This is a genomic window from Niallia sp. FSL W8-0954, from assembly GCF_038005605.1.
In the GTDB taxonomy this organism is placed as follows: Bacteria; Bacillota; Bacilli; order Bacillales; family Cytobacillaceae; genus Niallia; species Niallia circulans_A.
In genome coordinates, this window is the sequence record NZ_JBBOTN010000001.1 from 900606 (window position 1) to 915064 (window position 14459).

At 37.7% G+C, this 14459-nt stretch carries 15 protein-coding genes; 10 read left to right on the forward strand and 5 right to left on the reverse strand.

Annotation, left to right across the window (positions count from 1 at the left end):
- Positions 1-3 precede the first annotated feature (3 nt).
- From NX902_RS04375 to NX902_RS04385, 3 genes are read left to right on the forward strand one after another with little or no spacing between them, the layout of a single operon-like run.
- Complete coding sequence (locus NX902_RS04375; RefSeq protein ID WP_095330969.1) at positions 4-1269, forward strand: branched-chain amino acid ABC transporter permease; 1266 nt, start codon at positions 4-6, stop codon at positions 1267-1269.
- Positions 1266-2042: an ABC transporter ATP-binding protein gene (locus tag NX902_RS04380; protein ID WP_171509333.1), complete on the forward strand. Its 777-nt coding sequence runs from the start codon at positions 1266-1268 to the stop codon at positions 2040-2042. The genes NX902_RS04375 and NX902_RS04380 overlap by 4 nt, the downstream gene beginning before the upstream one ends.
- Before the next feature lie 13 nt (positions 2043-2055).
- Positions 2056-2766 (forward strand): ABC transporter ATP-binding protein, encoded by a 711-nt coding sequence (locus NX902_RS04385; protein ID WP_095330971.1) that lies wholly within the window; start codon positions 2056-2058, stop codon positions 2764-2766.
- 56 nt (positions 2767-2822) lie between these two features.
- Here NX902_RS04385 and NX902_RS04390 read toward each other — a convergent pair whose 3' ends face one another.
- A complete protein-coding gene (locus NX902_RS04390; RefSeq protein ID WP_144580315.1) occupies positions 2823-3869 on the reverse strand; it encodes a lactonase family protein in 1047 nt (348 codons plus the stop codon).
- A gap of 745 nt (positions 3870-4614) precedes the next feature.
- Here NX902_RS04390 and NX902_RS04395 point away from each other — a divergent pair.
- Entirely contained in the window at positions 4615-7479 is a 2865-nt protein-coding gene (locus tag NX902_RS04395; protein WP_341160570.1) for a lipocalin-like domain-containing protein, read from the forward strand.
- Between the two features lie 359 nt (positions 7480-7838).
- Here the strand turns inward: NX902_RS04395 and NX902_RS04400 are convergent, their stop codons facing one another.
- Positions 7839-7955, reverse strand: a complete 117-nt coding sequence (locus NX902_RS04400; RefSeq protein ID WP_082138460.1) for a YfhE family protein — start codon at positions 7953-7955, stop codon at positions 7839-7841.
- Positions 7956-8153: 198 nt separating this feature from the next.
- Here NX902_RS04400 and recX point away from each other — a divergent pair, with 198 nt between their 5' ends.
- On the forward strand, positions 8154-8963 hold the full coding sequence (gene recX / locus NX902_RS04405) for a recombination regulator RecX (RefSeq protein WP_095330977.1): 810 nt from the start codon (positions 8154-8156) through the stop codon (positions 8961-8963).
- 108 nt (positions 8964-9071) lie between these two features.
- Complete coding sequence (locus tag NX902_RS04410) at positions 9072-9392, forward strand: YfhH family protein (protein ID WP_095330979.1); 321 nt, start codon at positions 9072-9074, stop codon at positions 9390-9392.
- Positions 9393-9453: 61 nt separating this feature from the next.
- Here the strand turns inward: NX902_RS04410 and NX902_RS04415 are convergent, their stop codons facing one another.
- A complete protein-coding gene (locus NX902_RS04415; RefSeq protein WP_047944925.1) occupies positions 9454-9603 on the reverse strand; it encodes a small, acid-soluble spore protein K in 150 nt (49 codons plus the stop codon).
- A 128-nt stretch (positions 9604-9731) separates the two neighbouring features.
- On the opposite strand from NX902_RS04415, the gene NX902_RS04420 reads away from it, so the two are divergent.
- Positions 9732-10001: a YfhJ family protein gene (locus NX902_RS04420; RefSeq protein WP_095330981.1), complete on the forward strand. Its 270-nt coding sequence runs from the start codon at positions 9732-9734 to the stop codon at positions 9999-10001.
- A 34-nt stretch (positions 10002-10035) separates the two neighbouring features.
- Here the strand turns inward: NX902_RS04420 and NX902_RS04425 are convergent, their stop codons facing one another.
- The gene (locus NX902_RS04425) at positions 10036-11016 is read right to left on the reverse strand and encodes a metal-dependent hydrolase (RefSeq protein ID WP_095330983.1); all 981 of its coding nucleotides are present in this window, start codon (positions 11014-11016) and stop codon (positions 10036-10038) included.
- Positions 11017-11426: 410 nt separating this feature from the next.
- Here NX902_RS04425 and mutY point away from each other — a divergent pair, with 410 nt between their 5' ends.
- A complete protein-coding gene (mutY, locus tag NX902_RS04430; protein ID WP_095330985.1) occupies positions 11427-12533 on the forward strand; it encodes an A/G-specific adenine glycosylase in 1107 nt (368 codons plus the stop codon).
- Between the two features lie 20 nt (positions 12534-12553).
- Here mutY and NX902_RS04435 read toward each other — a convergent pair whose 3' ends face one another.
- A complete protein-coding gene (locus NX902_RS04435) occupies positions 12554-12778 on the reverse strand; it encodes a hypothetical protein (RefSeq protein WP_095330987.1) in 225 nt (74 codons plus the stop codon).
- A 118-nt stretch (positions 12779-12896) separates the two neighbouring features.
- Here NX902_RS04435 and fabL point away from each other — a divergent pair, with 118 nt between their 5' ends.
- Complete coding sequence (fabL, locus tag NX902_RS04440; RefSeq protein ID WP_095330999.1) at positions 12897-13640, forward strand: enoyl-[acyl-carrier-protein] reductase FabL; 744 nt, start codon at positions 12897-12899, stop codon at positions 13638-13640.
- Positions 13641-13831: 191 nt separating this feature from the next.
- Positions 13832-14287, forward strand: coding sequence for an IS200/IS605 family transposase (gene tnpA / locus NX902_RS04445; protein WP_095330205.1), 456 nt, complete (start codon positions 13832-13834; stop codon positions 14285-14287).
- Positions 14288-14459 lie beyond the last annotated feature (172 nt).

Genomic DNA, 14459 nt, shown 5'->3' on the forward strand with positions numbered 1-14459 from the left:
AAGATGGCTAACATGATTAAAACCATCCAAACAAATAAAGTTGCCCAAATTATTCTTTTCTTTGCTTATGTATTGGTGACAACTGCTGCATTGGCTTTCTCGCAAAAATCAGTGATTGCCTTTTTACTATTATTGCTATCGCTATTACTCCTATATTATATGAATCTCGGAAATAAAATGAAGTGGGGAATTGCTTTACTTATTTTAGTGATTGTTCTCCCGATTTCAGCTAGTCAAGGGCCATCCTATCAAGCATATATGGAAGTAGCAACTATGGTAGGGATTTATGTTTGTATGGCTTTAGGGCTGAATATCGTTGTTGGTCTTGCAGGGTTGCTTGATTTAGGATTTGTTGCTTTCTTTGCTGTTGGCGCCTACACATATGGCGTGTTTGCGACAGCACAAGCGAATAACTTCATGCCCTTTGGAACATATCCATTGTCCGGAAATAGCTTTTGGTTTTTTATTATCATTGGTTTATTTGTAGCTGCTCTATTTGGGGTTTTATTAGGGATTCCAGTATTAAGAGTAAAAGGAGATTATTTGGCTATTGTTACATTAGGTTTTGGGGAAATAATCCGGATTGTATTTAATAACTTAGATAAGCCAGTAAATATCACGAATGGAGCGATGGGGCTGCCAAGTATTCAACAGCCTGAATTATTTGGTATTACTTTGTCACAGCCGAACCAATTCTATTATATTGTGCTAGTTATGTTTATTATTGTAATTTATGCTGTGACTAGAATGGAACATACAAAATTAGGCCGTTCTTGGAAGGCGGTCAGAGAAAATGAGATTGCTGCACAAGCGATGGGAATTCCCCTTGTAAAAACAAAGTTGACGGCATTTGCTATTGGGGCATCCTTTTCCGGAATGATGGGAGTTGTGTTTGCCGCAAAGCAAATGTTTGTGGATCCAACAAGTTTCACTTACTTAGAATCTACGACCATTCTTGTTATGGTCATCCTTGGAGGAATGGGAAGTGTGCCAGGTGTTATTCTAGGAGCGGCAGTTGTAACGATATTAAACTTACAGGTGCTAACCGAGTTAACGGGGTGGCTAAGCCAAGTAACCACTATTCCTGATGCCTTATCTCCAGCAAAAATGCAAAGATTTATCTTCGGTGCCCTTTTAATTATTATGACCTTATATCGTCCACAAGGATTAATACCGGCAAAAAATAAAAAGGTTAATGCCAAGAAATTAAAAGAGAGCATAGCAGAAAAGCAGGAGTCTACTATATTGCTTAAGGAGGGGCACAAATGAATATACTCGAAGTGAAAGGACTAACGAAAAAGTTTGGTGGACTTGTTGCGAATTCCAATATTGATATGTCTGTCGAGAGGAATTCCATCACAGCGGTAATAGGACCGAATGGAGCGGGAAAAACGACTTTTTTCAATATGATAACAGGGGTGTATAAACCGACATCTGGGGAAATTCTCCTTGACGGAAAAACAATTGCCGGGCTTAAGCCGCATGTCGTAGCGAAACAAGGAATTTCCAGAACTTTTCAGAATATCCGCCTTTTCAGTGATATTACCGTATTGGAAAATGTCATGGTCGGAATGCATAACCATATCAAAGGCAGCTTGGTTGGGACATTGCTTCAATTGTCAAAGGCTAAACAGGAGGAAGAGAAAGCAATGAAAGAGGCATATCGCCTATTAGAATATGTTGGGCTTGCTGATCTATTAAATGAAGCAGCGGCAAATTTATCATATGGAGCACAACGGAGATTAGAAATTGCTCGTGCTCTAGCTACAAAGCCTAGCGTTTTATTATTAGATGAGCCTGCTGCTGGTATGAACCCGAAGGAAACAAGTCTATTAACTGGTTTAATTCAAGATATGTGTAAGAAATATGATTTGACCATTATTTTAATTGAACATGATATGAAGCTGGTGATGGAAATTTCAAACCATATCATCGTATTGGATCATGGAGAAAAAATTGCAGAAGGTGGTCCGGAAGAGATACGTTCCAATCCGAAAGTAATTGAAGCCTATTTAGGAAAAGGAGCAGTATCACTTGCTTAAAGGGGGAAGCAGCATGGAAAAGATACTTGAATTAACGGATATAGAAGCTTGGTATGGAGGAATTCAGGCATTAAAAGGAATTAGTTTACATGTTGATAAAGGAGAGATCGTTACCCTCATTGGAAGTAATGGTGCTGGCAAATCGACGACTCTTAAATCTATTAGCGGGCAGGTTCCAATCAAAAAAGGCAGTATTCTTTTTAATGGAAAAGATATTGCTAATGTAGCAGCCCATAAGACAGCCGTTTTAGGGATTTCCCAAGTGCCAGAAGGAAGGCGGATTTTTCCTAAGCTATCTGTACGAGAAAATCTATTAATTGGCGCTTTTGCTGTAAAGGATAAACAATTAATGGAAGCAAGAATGCAAAAAGTATTTGAGTATTTTCCGAGATTAAAAGAAAGAGTCGAGCAAAAAGGAGGAACCATGAGTGGTGGCGAGCAGCAAATGCTGGCAATAGGGCGAGCGCTTATGATGCAGCCAGAAGTACTAATGTTGGATGAACCATCAATGGGACTTGCGCCAATTATTGTCGAGCAAATCTTTGAAATTATTAAAGAACTCAATAACCAAGGAATGACAATTTTATTAGTAGAACAGAATGCCTTTCAAGCATTGCAAATTGCCAGTAGAGGGTATGTCATTCAAACAGGAGAAATTGTATTAGAAGGAACAGGAGCAGAGTTGATTACCAATAAACAAGTGCAGGAAGCTTACTTAGCATAAGGATAGAGAAAAAGGAGAAGGCTTTTTATGAGACCTTCTCCTTTTTTATGACTGAATTAATTATTTAAGAATTTTACACATACTGGTTCTGGTGCTTCTATCTCTGATTGCAATAAAGTTAGTTTTCCAGTAACTGTATCTCTTTCAAATAAAGTAAGGGTATCTGATTGTTCATTGGATGCAAGCAAGAATTGTTCTGTTGGATCTAGAACGAAATCTCTCGGCCAGTTTCCTTCTGTTGAAGTTCTGTCAATAAAGGTTAATTGACCAGTTTCCCCATTTACTTGGAAAATCGCAATTGAATTATGACCGCGATTTCCTGCATAAACATAGTTTCCGTCTGAAGAAAGATGGATAGCACTTCCTTGGCTATTTTCCGTAAAATCAATTGGTAGTGTAGAGATGTATTGTAATTCCTCGAATGCTCCAGTTTCAGCATTAAAAGATAATGCAATGACTTCATTGCTTAATTCTGTCATGACATAAGCAAATTTGCCATTAGGATGGAAGGCAATATGTCTTGGACCACTTCCAGGTTTAACGGATAAACTGCTGACTTCTTCTAGCTTTCCATCAACAAGCTTGTACGTATCTACTCGGTCTGTTCCTAAATCAACAGAAACAGCATATTGATCATTAGGACTGAATCCAGCAAAATGCATATGAGGTTTTTCTTGGCGAGCTGGATTTGGGCCTGTCCCTGTATGCTCGATGATAGATGCAGCACTGCTTAATGAGCCATCTGTATGTACCGGATAGGATTCGGCAGTTCCTTTATGATAGTTTGCAGAAAGAACAAGCGTTTTGTCTGCATTTACACTTACATGGCAAGGAGATGCTCCTTCCGAATATTCGCTGTTAATAAGGGCAAGACTGCCATCTGAATGAATAGAGTAAGCAGAAACACCACCTAAAGAGCCTTCTTTACCGACAGCGAATAAATGCTGATTATCGTTTGTAACCGTTAAATAGGTAGGGTTTTCAATTTCAGCCACTAGAGAAACATCTGTGATTTTTTTCGCTTCTGTGTCTAATACAAATGAATAAATACCTTTACTAGTCTTTTTTGTATATGTGCCAATGTAGCCAGTGAATTTTGTCATAAACAGATCTCCTTTAACATTTTTACAAAATTAATACTATTTATTAATTATAGCACGAGCCTAATCAAAACGTACAAATTAGAGTCTGCCTATTTAAATAAAAGTATTAGTTAATTCTATTTTCCCGAAATTGCTTACTTGAAACAAGAGGGAATTTTCAGCTACTTTAAAGGGGAATATTGGAAGAATGAATGCGTTTTGTCGAATTTTTCCTGGATAATAGGAATGTAATAATCTTGTTTTTCCAATATCAGAGGAAACATAACGCTTCTACCGATGAGGGTGGTTTTATCTTATTTTAATTAATAATTATGTTAATTAAGGTGAGGTGAAAAACACTTATCGTTTATTTTTGTAATTTAAAAATAGTACTTATTAGGGGAGATAAACATAGGGTAGTAAGTAGATTAGCATCTTTAAATCTATGAAGTTTCTCTAAAATGCGACTTTTTATATTGTTTAAGAAGTGGGGATATAGTAAGCTAATGGAGAGTAGTGTAAGCTGGAAGCTAAGAAAGGAGTGGGAATATAATTAATAAAAAAGTTAATTTAATGTGGTTAATTAAATGTTAGTATCATCGAAAGGCATCCATATTGTACCCCATTTTACATAAAAAATTTGAACGTTCACTTTGGTTCTGTACACCACGAGACTTCCTATCAAAAAATGTAGATAAGATGGGATTTATTATGGATAGAAATGTATGCGTTTACAAACTAACGCAGTGAAGGGGAGAATGAAACGGTGAAGTGTGTGATAAAAAAATGGCTATTTTTTTTGTTGGTCATAATCGTACTATTTCCATGGCCTTATGTAAAGGAGAAACAGGTAAAGGCAGAAGGCTCTCAAGATGATTCGATCGAATTTCAGCATGTTTCCGTTCACGACCCGTCCATCATTAAAGGGGATAATGGCTCTTATTATGTTTTTGGATCACATATAGCAGCAGCCAAATCAACGGACTTAATGAATTGGACTTCTCTGGTGACAAGTGAATATCAAACGCCAGAAAATAATCCAATCTATGGGAATTTGTCTGAAAATCTTGCAGAGTCTTTTAAATGGGCAGGGGAAAATGATGCAGATAGCACTGGGGGCTATTCTGTATGGGCTCCTGATATTTTTTGGAATAAAGATTATGCTTGGGATGATGGTTCAAAGGGAGCTTATATGTTGTATTATAGTGTCTCTTCTACCTATATTCGTTCAGCGATAGGCATTGCTGTATCGAAAAATATAGAGGGACCTTATGATTATAGGGATACTATTATATATTCTGGTTTTACCAATTATGAAACGACTGATAATAAGAGTGTGATTAATAAACATTGGGAAAATACGAATATCGCAGAGTTGATTGCAGACGGTACTTTAGATAATGTAAATCCAGATTGGTTTACAAGTGAGGGAAATTATAATAACGCCCTTTATACGAATGCGATTGATGCAAATATTCTCTATGATGAGAATGGAGATTTATGGATGACATATGGTTCCTGGTCAGGTGGAACGTTTATTTTGCCGCTAGATAAGAAAACTGGTGTACCCATTTATCCTAGAAAGGATGGAAAAACCTCGGATGGCAGAATAGTTGATCGATATTTCGGTACGAAGATTGCTGGAGGATATGGAAGATCTGGGGAAGGAACATATGCTGTCTACGATAAGGAAACAGGGTATTACTATCTTTACATTACGTACGGTGGATTAGCTTCTGACGGTGGTTATCAAATGAGGCAGTTCAGATCAAAAAAGATTGATGGACCGTATGAAGACGCATCTGGCAATGCTGCTGTTTTTCCAGAAAGCTTTAATTTAGGTCCAGGAAATTTCCCGAGCAATGATGATCATAAAGAAATTGGGAATAAAATGATGGGAAATTTCTTGTTTAAAAGAGATTTTGGAGAAGATGGCAGTGGGATAGGAACAGGCTATATGTCACCAGGACATAATTCTTTTTTGATAGAAGAAGAACTTGGCAAAGAGTTTATTGTGACACATGCTCGATTCCCTCAACAAGGAGAACTGCATCAAGTGCGTGTCCATCAAACCTTTAAAAACAAGGAGAAATGGCCAGTGCCAACTCCATTTCAATATGCGGGTGAAACAATAGAGACTGTGTCTGAGAAAGATATTGTTGGTGATTATAAGTATATCAATCACGGCAAAGAAATTACGGGGAAATTAACAGAATCGCAATGGATTAAATTAAATGCAGATAAGACAGTTTCCGGTGCTGTAAGTGGGACATGGAAGCTATACGATGATTACAGAGTGGAAGTTGAGATAGAAGGGCAAATATATGATGGCGTATTTATTCGTCAATATGATCCTGCGACCGCGAAATGGGTGATGACCTTTAGTGCCATGTCTGGTGAAGGAGTGGTAATTTGGGGGAGTCGTGGGGATAGTAAATCAAACCAAGAAGTGGTAGCAAGTGTGAAAGCGGAACTAATTAAGGCCATTCCGACCGAGGTAATCAAGGATATCTCCTTGCCAACTCAAGCAGCACAAGGTACAGCCATTGTCTGGGTATCTTCACAGCCAGAAATCATTTCCAATGATGGGATTGTAACAAGACCGCCATTTGGTTCTGAAAATGCTGATGTAAAATTAACAGCAACTATTACTTTAGGGGATGCGAAAGAATCATTGTCTGTAATGGTTCATGTATTAGCAGAAGAGGAAGGGAGATTAACTGCCTATTATGACTTTAATGATGGGTTTGCAGATCGATCTGGTAATCAAGCCGATGCAATAGTAACAGGTGATCGCATTCACAATACAGGCGGGGAAGTTACGTTTGCAAAGGGTATTGCAGGGAATGCTGCTAAATTTAACGGAGAATCTGGACTTAAATTGGCAGATGGTTTAATTGCAAGTAATAAGTATTCCCTATCACTTTGGATAAAACCGGAAGAAATCACGGAATTTACAACGACTTTCTTCGGTGCGAGAACAGAGAATAATTGGATTAGTCTTGTGCCGAATGCACAGAATGTGACAAAGGTATGGTCCCATAATGGTGACCAATGGTATGATGCGGTATCTGACTCTATAATCCCCAAAAATGAATGGACACATTTCGGATTTACGGTAAATGAAGGAGAGGCAAAGGTTTACATTAATGGAGAGGAAAAATTTTCTGATGGGAATTTTCCAGATGTCTTTACAACCGTTAATGCCCAATTTAGTTTAGGTGTAAACTATTGGGACATGCCCTTTAAAGGTTTAATGGATGAAGTACGCGTATATGATGGACTTGTTCTTACAGAAACAGAAATCCAATCACTTTTTGAAAATCCAGTAGTAGAAGAGCCAGGAGCAGAAGAGCCAGGAACAGAAGAGCCGGGAGCAGAAAAGCCAGGAACAGAAGAGCCGGGAGCAGAAAAGCCAGGAACAGAAGAGACGGGAGCAGATAAGTCAGGAGCAGAAAAGCCGGGAACAGATAAGCCAAGTGCTGAAAATCCGCAGACTGACAACACAGGGAAAGCATTACCGAACACTGCAACAAACGAATATAATTGGATAATCGGAGGATTATTCCTATTGGCTGCGGGCTTAAGTATATCCTTAGTTAAACGAAAACGGGCCATGAAAGTGAAATAAATCATGATGGACCACTTAATTTCTGCAGTGATTAAGTGGTTCTTTGTTTTTAGAATGGTAGATGGGGAAATAAAATACTCTTTCAGCATTATTTCTAGTGAAAAAACTAAAACAAATTAGGTATAAGAACAGGGAAGCCTTTTGATGTTTTTTTTCAGAAAATAATCACAATAGTGACTGTGGAAAAATGGAGAGGTTATCAACTTAATTACTAACAAGATAAATCCTGAAAATAAAGTATTCCACAGGGTTATCCACATTATCAACAGAATTAGGTTTTGGTTATCCACAAAAATGTAAGGGTTTTAAAAAAGTGGTAGAGAAAGAGAATGAGATGAATCATCTCTTCCTCTAAACGGTTATTTAGTATCTTTTCTATTAGCTGCTCGATCAGCCATTTTGAATTCATGTTGATAGGTTACGGCTTGCATGCTAGATAGTGTGTGTTTTGGTTTTTGCTTTTTCTTGCCTTCCATATCACAACAATCCTTTCCATTTTTTCTATTATGTTCTTTATTCTTCCCTAGTTATATAAATTAGATTCAAAATGCGAAGGTAAATTAGTGGAGAGGCAAAAGTATGTCTTTCCACCTTTTATGTGCTACATTTGAAATAGATAAAGTTCGCATTAGATGATTTAGAGAAGGCGAAAAATAGATAATGTGGTGATTAGAATGATTATAAGCAAAATAACAAGACAGAAGGAATTGAATGACCGTTATAATATTTTTACCCTGAAACAGGGAAAAGATGTGTATGCATTTAGCGTCGATGAAACAGTCCTAATTAAATATAAGCTGCGAAAAGGGATGGAGCTAGATTCGCTCTTATTAAATGAAATCCAATATACAGATGAAATAAGAAAAGGATACCATATGGCCGTTCGGTATTTGTCTAAGGTAAAAAGAACGGAAATGGAAGTAAGGAAGCATCTTTCCGCTAAAATGGAAAATGATGCATTGATAGCAGAGGTAATGACAAAGTTAAAGGAAATGAAATTCATCGATGATGAAGATTACGCTTTTTCCTATGTTCGCACTCAACGGAATACGACAACCAAAGGAGCAGAAACGATTAAACGAGAATTAAGGGAAAAAGGGATCCAGCGGGAATTAATCGAACGTTCGATGGAGGAGCTTTCTTATGAGGACCAAATGCAAGCAGCGAAGAAAATTGTTGCGAAGTTTTTGGCTGGCAAGAAAAAGGACTCTAAGAAGATTATCATCCAGAAATTAGAGCAGACTCTTGTTAGAAAGGGATATACCTCTGATATTATCCAACAAGTAAAAAGGATGCCGGAGATTGTGGAAATGGATACAGATGAATTAGAAACCGTTCGTATCCATGGGGAGAAGGCAAGAAGAAAATTTGCCAAGTTCACTGGATATGAATTCAAGCAAAAAATGAAGCAGTTCTTATACCGTAAAGGATTCTCTATGGATCTTATCGAACAGTATTTAGACGAAATAGAAAATGAAGACTAATTAGTTATCAGTGTAGTGTTAACAACAAACTTTATTAGAAATGAAAGCTAATTTTTTGCCGATTCTGAGGATTTTTATTAAACTAGTTGGTAGTGGAGGGGAATATAAATGCTGACAAAAAGATATAGCATGATGACAGAACATGAGCTCCGTATGGAAATATCCACTTTAAATGATCAAGCAAAAAAAGCTGAGCAGCTTGGTATGGTTAATGAATATGCTGTTTTAGAAAGAAAAGCAGTTCTTGCCAAATCGTATTTATTAAATCCTAAAGATTATAAAGCTAATGAAATATATGAAATAGAAGGCGATCCAGGAGTTCTTTTTCAAATCGATTATATGAACGGCGTTTTTGCGTGGGGAAAGCGACAAGTAGATGGAAGCCAAGCAGAGGGGATTCCAATCGCATTATTAAAGAAGAAAGCATAAGGAAAAGAGTGGAGGGACCAAAAGATGGTCTCTCCCTCTTTCCTACAGAATAAAGATCTGTTTATTTTTTTGGTTTGCGATGTGAGGAAGCATGCATTCTCTCTTGAGGATGTGTATTGATTGTGCCATTGGCTCTTTTCGAAGCATATTCTGTTTTTGCTCTCGGTTCTCCCTCAAGCTTAACATCATTTGTATTATCTACATTTCCCATCGTCATACCTCCAAAGAATCAACTAAGTCAAAGGTAATAAACTTCAACTTTGTTTATTACAATGGATAGTATTTGTTAATCACCTGCAATCTATTAGTAAATACAAAAAAGAAAGAAGGAATAAAATAATGCATGAAGCACAGAAGAAATTAGTGGAGCGGCTGTTGGAGCTTAATTCGTTTATTTCAGTAGGCCAAGCACAAACATGGGTGGAATTATTATGGGAAGATTTTGAGTCAACCTATGCTAAAGCAGGTCGTAAATATCAGGGAGAAGAAGTAACGGAACGAGTTGTTAGTCAGTGGATTGAGAACTACGGTGGAAAGCTTCATGAATTTGTAGCAGAAAACCCAAAATATAAAGAATTCCTTGCAGATGATAAAAAGAAATTGCATTAAAAGAGGTCGACTTTAAAGGTCGACCATTTTCATGCTAATTGGTTAAAATATCGAGTTTCTTTTTCAGCTTATCTTCACTAAAAATCCAGCCTGTGTAGGAAGTGATGATATTCAAGTTTAGATCGAGATGAACAACGGCGACAAATGGATAGTGTCCATTGCTTCGGTAGCGTAAATCAATGAAGCGGACTTGGTATTGGTCATCCAGCTCGATAACTTCCCACCGAAATACAGGAGAGAAGGATAAGAAAGCAGATAGGTTCTTATCTTTTTGAGCTGCGGTTAGAACTGGTGTATCTGGAACTGGAATACGATGGAATTTATCGTAGATTTCAATTTCGTGCTGATGGGACCTGCCGACATAGAAGGAGTCGTCGGTCATCACAGCGATACGCCAATGGTTATATCTCATGGTTGGCGATAAAATGATTTCCTTTGCATCTGGAATTCTTTTTTTCACATTTATTTTTACCTGACGTTGTGTAAATACCCGCAGAAGGTAATAGCCAATCAGTACGATATATAAAGTTAAAAAGGTATAGCCAGGATCTGCGCCGAATAACCAGAATAGGATTGCTACAATATGCATGGAGAAAATGATGGGATCAAATGTATTAATAATCCCCAATGCGACCCATTTATTTGTAAAAGGACGTAGAGCCTGCGTTCCATACGCATTAAATATATCGACAAACACATGCAGGAAAACAGCTATAAATGTCCAAAGCCATAAATGGAACAAATTTGCCTCTGGGAAAAGCGGGTACATGACAGCAAGTATAAGTAGGGGCCACAAAAGTACTGCTGGGATGGAGTGTGTCACTCCACGATGGTTGCGTATATAAACGGCATTATTTCTTAATTTTAATACTGTATCGATATCTGGTATTTGTGAGCCGATGATGGTGGCGATTATTACACCTGTAGTTGTTGCAGGATCAGAAGCAACAACTGGGTCTAACGTGGCTAACCCACCAAGTGCAACTCCCATAACAATATGAGTTCCTGTATCCAAAATACCAAACCTCCTTGATTTTCTCTCCGAATTATTTGGATGAAAACACCATAATTACAATAAAAATATCCTTTTCTTTTTTCTTAACAAAAGATACACTACAAACAGTTAATATATTCGCATGATGTAAAAATACGGATAATGTTATTAAATAATAAATAAAGTTGGCAAACAATCGGACAAACGCGTAATTTTATCAAAAAATAGCTCTTCTATTTAAAATGAGGCAAATTTACTTATTTATACTATTGCAATTTAACTTAGCTATTGGTAAGAACGTGAATCATTTTGTGCTACTTTCATTCTATCCCATTCCATCCTATGATGCACACCATGTCCAATAGTAGTAAAAGAAATCTATATATTGTTATTCCCAAAAAAAATTAATAATTAACATCTGGAGGTTAATCGTGACAGATAAGCAAGAAATAATCAAAAATCAAGTGGATGTCGAGCGGTTTAGAGAAGATTTATTGAATTGGTTTATAGAGGAACAAAGGGAGCTGCCATGGAGACAAGATCAAGATCCCTATAAAGTATGGGTATCTGAAATCATGCTTCAGCAAACAAAGGTGGATACGGTTATTCCCTATTTTAACCGATTCATTTCTCAATTTCCAACCATTGAGGCGTTGTCGAAGGCTGAAGAAGAAAAAGTACTGAAGGCCTGGGAAGGATTAGGCTATTATTCAAGAGCGCGTAATTTACATGCTGCTGTTAAGGAAGTGCATGAAAAGTATGGGGGCAAAGTGCCAGATACTCCGAAAGAAATTGCGTCCTTAAAAGGGGTAGGACCGTATACAGCAGGTGCAATTTTGAGTATAGCATATGGGGTTCCAGAACCTGCTGTTGATGGAAATGTAATGAGAGTTTTATCGAGGATTCTCTCGATTTGGGAAGATATTGCCAAACCAAAAACAAGAAAGACATTTGAAGAAGCAGTACGTGTGCTGATCTCGCATGAGAATCCGTCCTTTTTCAATCAAGCACTTATGGAGCTCGGTGCCTTAATCTGTACCCCAACATCTCCTTCGTGCCTGCTTTGTCCAGTAAGAGAGCATTGTCATGCTTTTGAGGATGGGACAGTAACAGAGCTGCCTGTAAAGACAAAAACGAAGAAACAAAAGTCAATTCAGCTTGCGGCAGTCGTTTTAACAGATGAAGAGGGAAGAACATTGATTCATAGGCGCCCGAATACAGGATTGCTGGCAAATCTATGGGAGTTTCCTAATATGGAAATTGTTCAAGTGTTAAAAAGCGAGAAAGCGCAGCTTGAGGAAAAGCTGTTAGAAGACTATCAGGCTAAAGTAGAAGTTGGCGAAATGATTACTAGGATTGAACATGTTTTTTCTCATTTGATCTGGAACATCAATGTATATAGCGGAAAATTAATAGAGTTAAAAGAGGAGAAAGAAGATATCAGAAGAGTAAATGCGGATGAAATTGCACCATTCCCATTCCCTGTGTCTCATCAGAAAATGCTGAAATTTTTACCAGAGCAAGTGAAGAAAGGGTGACCATATGTGGTCATCCTTTCTTATTCATAGCTTACTTCTGTCCCATGTGTATAATCAGCTTCGTTCCTTTTTAACCCGCCTCTATTTTCGATTTCCTCTATGATGCTGCGGTGTATACTGGCACCTTCGCTATTGAGATAAGGGGTCATTTGCTGCAAGGAGTGGTGAAAGTAGGCAAGTTCATCATCTTTCCAATCTGATTTAGCGATCATGGCTAATTTGGTTATATCTCTGCCAACATACATAGGTTATACCTTCCTTTACTTTTACCGTTTTCTCCTCTATTGTGTGGATGTTGATTGCGAACTATGCATGAATAGAGGTAAAATGAGAAGTAAATGGATGGGAAAGGAATTAATAAGAATGACAAACAAAGTAGCATTAATTACAGGCAGCAGTAGAGGAATCGGAAAGGCAACGGCCATTCGCTTAGCCAAACAAGGCTATGATATTGTTATCAACTATGCAAGAAGCAAAAAGGCAGCGCAAGAAACTGCTGACGAAATTACGGCGCTTGGTAGAAAAGTGCTTCTAGTAAAAGCCAATGTTGGAGATGTAGACAAAATAAAGGCGATGTTTGCAGAAGTAAAAGCAGAGTTTGGTCGTTTGGATGTATTTATTAACAACGCTGCATCTGGGGTATTACGACCAATTATGGAATTGGAAGAGTCTCATTGGAATTGGACAATGAATATTAATAGTAAAGCCTTATTATTCTGTGCGCAAGAAGCAGCGAAGCTAATGGATAAAGGTGGAAAAATCGTTAGCATCAGCTCTCTAGGAGCGATTCGCTATTTAGAAAACTATACAACGGTTGGAGTGAGTAAAGCTGCTGTAGAAGCATTAACTAGATATTTAGCGGTTGAATTAGCACCAAAAAATATTGTAGTAAATGCCGTTTCAGGTGGAGCGGTTGATACTGAGGCATTGACACATTTTCCAAACAGAGAAGAGTTGCTTCAAGCGGCAGCTGAAAAAACACCGGCAGGCAGAATGGTGGAAATGGAAGATCTCGTCAATACAGTGATGTTCTTAGTAAGCGATGATGCAAGCATGATAAGAGGACAAACGATTATTGTGGATGGCGGTATTTCGTTGTTAGTATAAGCGGTTTGTCTGGCGGAAAAAGGAGATTTCCTATAAAGGAGAACTCCTTTTTCTTTTTATTACTCTTTTTAAACCACAGGCTCTGCCTGTGTGAAAATAAAACTTGTAGAGTCGTATTAGAAAAAAACTCCAATCGTTATAATAGAAGATGGCCGTCAAACCAACTTCAAATAACGAGAGGAGTTCTGCTCATGTCGAGCGACAATAGTTTATCACATACAAGATGGAATTGTAAGTATCATATCGTATTTATTCCCAAATACAGAAGGAAAGTAGTATATGGGAAATTAAGAAAAGATATAGGTGCTATATTGAGAAAACTATGTGAAATGAAAGATGTAGAAATAATGGAAGCACATGCCATGCCAGATCATATACACATGCTGGTAAAAATACCACCGAAAATGTCTGTTTCGTATTTCATGGGATATTTAAAAGGTAAAAGTTCATTGATGATCCATGATAGACATGCAAATTTAAAATATAATCATGGAAATCGAACGTTTTGGGCGAAAGGATATTACGTAAGTACGGTTGGATTAAACGAAAAAACAATTGCAAAGTATATACGAGAGCAAGAAGCAGAGGACCGTTTGCGAGATAATATGAGCAAACGAGAATACGTCGATCCATTTAAAGATAAGTAGGGAGAGTAAACGGTTGGCGGTCAATTTAGAGGTCCCTTTAGGGGCTTCGTTGGTAAAGTGCCCTTATAGGGCGAAATTAAAACCGCCGGTTCTACCGGCGGATACTTACTTGGATTGGATTTTATTGGTAATAAAAAACTTTGGATAGAAACAAAACGTCTGGGACAAATTA

What these genes read in the sequence shown, in the direction of transcription:
- NX902_RS04375 (WP_095330969.1), top strand. Translation starts at nt 4, where the DNA reads ATGGCTAACATGATTAAAACCATCCAAACAAATAAAGTTGCCCAAATT.
- NX902_RS04380 (WP_171509333.1), top strand. Translation starts at nt 1,266, where the DNA reads ATGAATATACTCGAAGTGAAAGGACTAACGAAAAAGTTTGGTGGACTT.
- NX902_RS04385 (WP_095330971.1), top strand. Translation starts at nt 2,056, where the DNA reads ATGGAAAAGATACTTGAATTAACGGATATAGAAGCTTGGTATGGAGGA.
- NX902_RS04390 (WP_144580315.1), bottom strand. Translation starts at nt 3,869, where the DNA reads ATGACAAAATTCACTGGCTACATTGGCACATATACAAAAAAGACTAGT.
- NX902_RS04400 (WP_082138460.1), bottom strand. Translation starts at nt 7,955, where the DNA reads ATGGAAGGCAAGAAAAAGCAAAAACCAAAACACACACTATCTAGCATG.
- recX (WP_095330977.1), top strand. Translation starts at nt 8,154, where the DNA reads ATGATTATAAGCAAAATAACAAGACAGAAGGAATTGAATGACCGTTAT.
- NX902_RS04410 (WP_095330979.1), top strand. Translation starts at nt 9,072, where the DNA reads ATGCTGACAAAAAGATATAGCATGATGACAGAACATGAGCTCCGTATG.
- NX902_RS04415 (WP_047944925.1), bottom strand. Translation starts at nt 9,603, where the DNA reads ATGGGAAATGTAGATAATACAAATGATGTTAAGCTTGAGGGAGAACCG.
- NX902_RS04420 (WP_095330981.1), top strand. Translation starts at nt 9,732, where the DNA reads ATGCATGAAGCACAGAAGAAATTAGTGGAGCGGCTGTTGGAGCTTAAT.
- NX902_RS04435 (WP_095330987.1), bottom strand. Translation starts at nt 12,778, where the DNA reads ATGTATGTTGGCAGAGATATAACCAAATTAGCCATGATCGCTAAATCA.
- fabL (WP_095330999.1), top strand. Translation starts at nt 12,897, where the DNA reads ATGACAAACAAAGTAGCATTAATTACAGGCAGCAGTAGAGGAATCGGA.
- tnpA (WP_095330205.1), top strand. Translation starts at nt 13,832, where the DNA reads ATGTCGAGCGACAATAGTTTATCACATACAAGATGGAATTGTAAGTAT.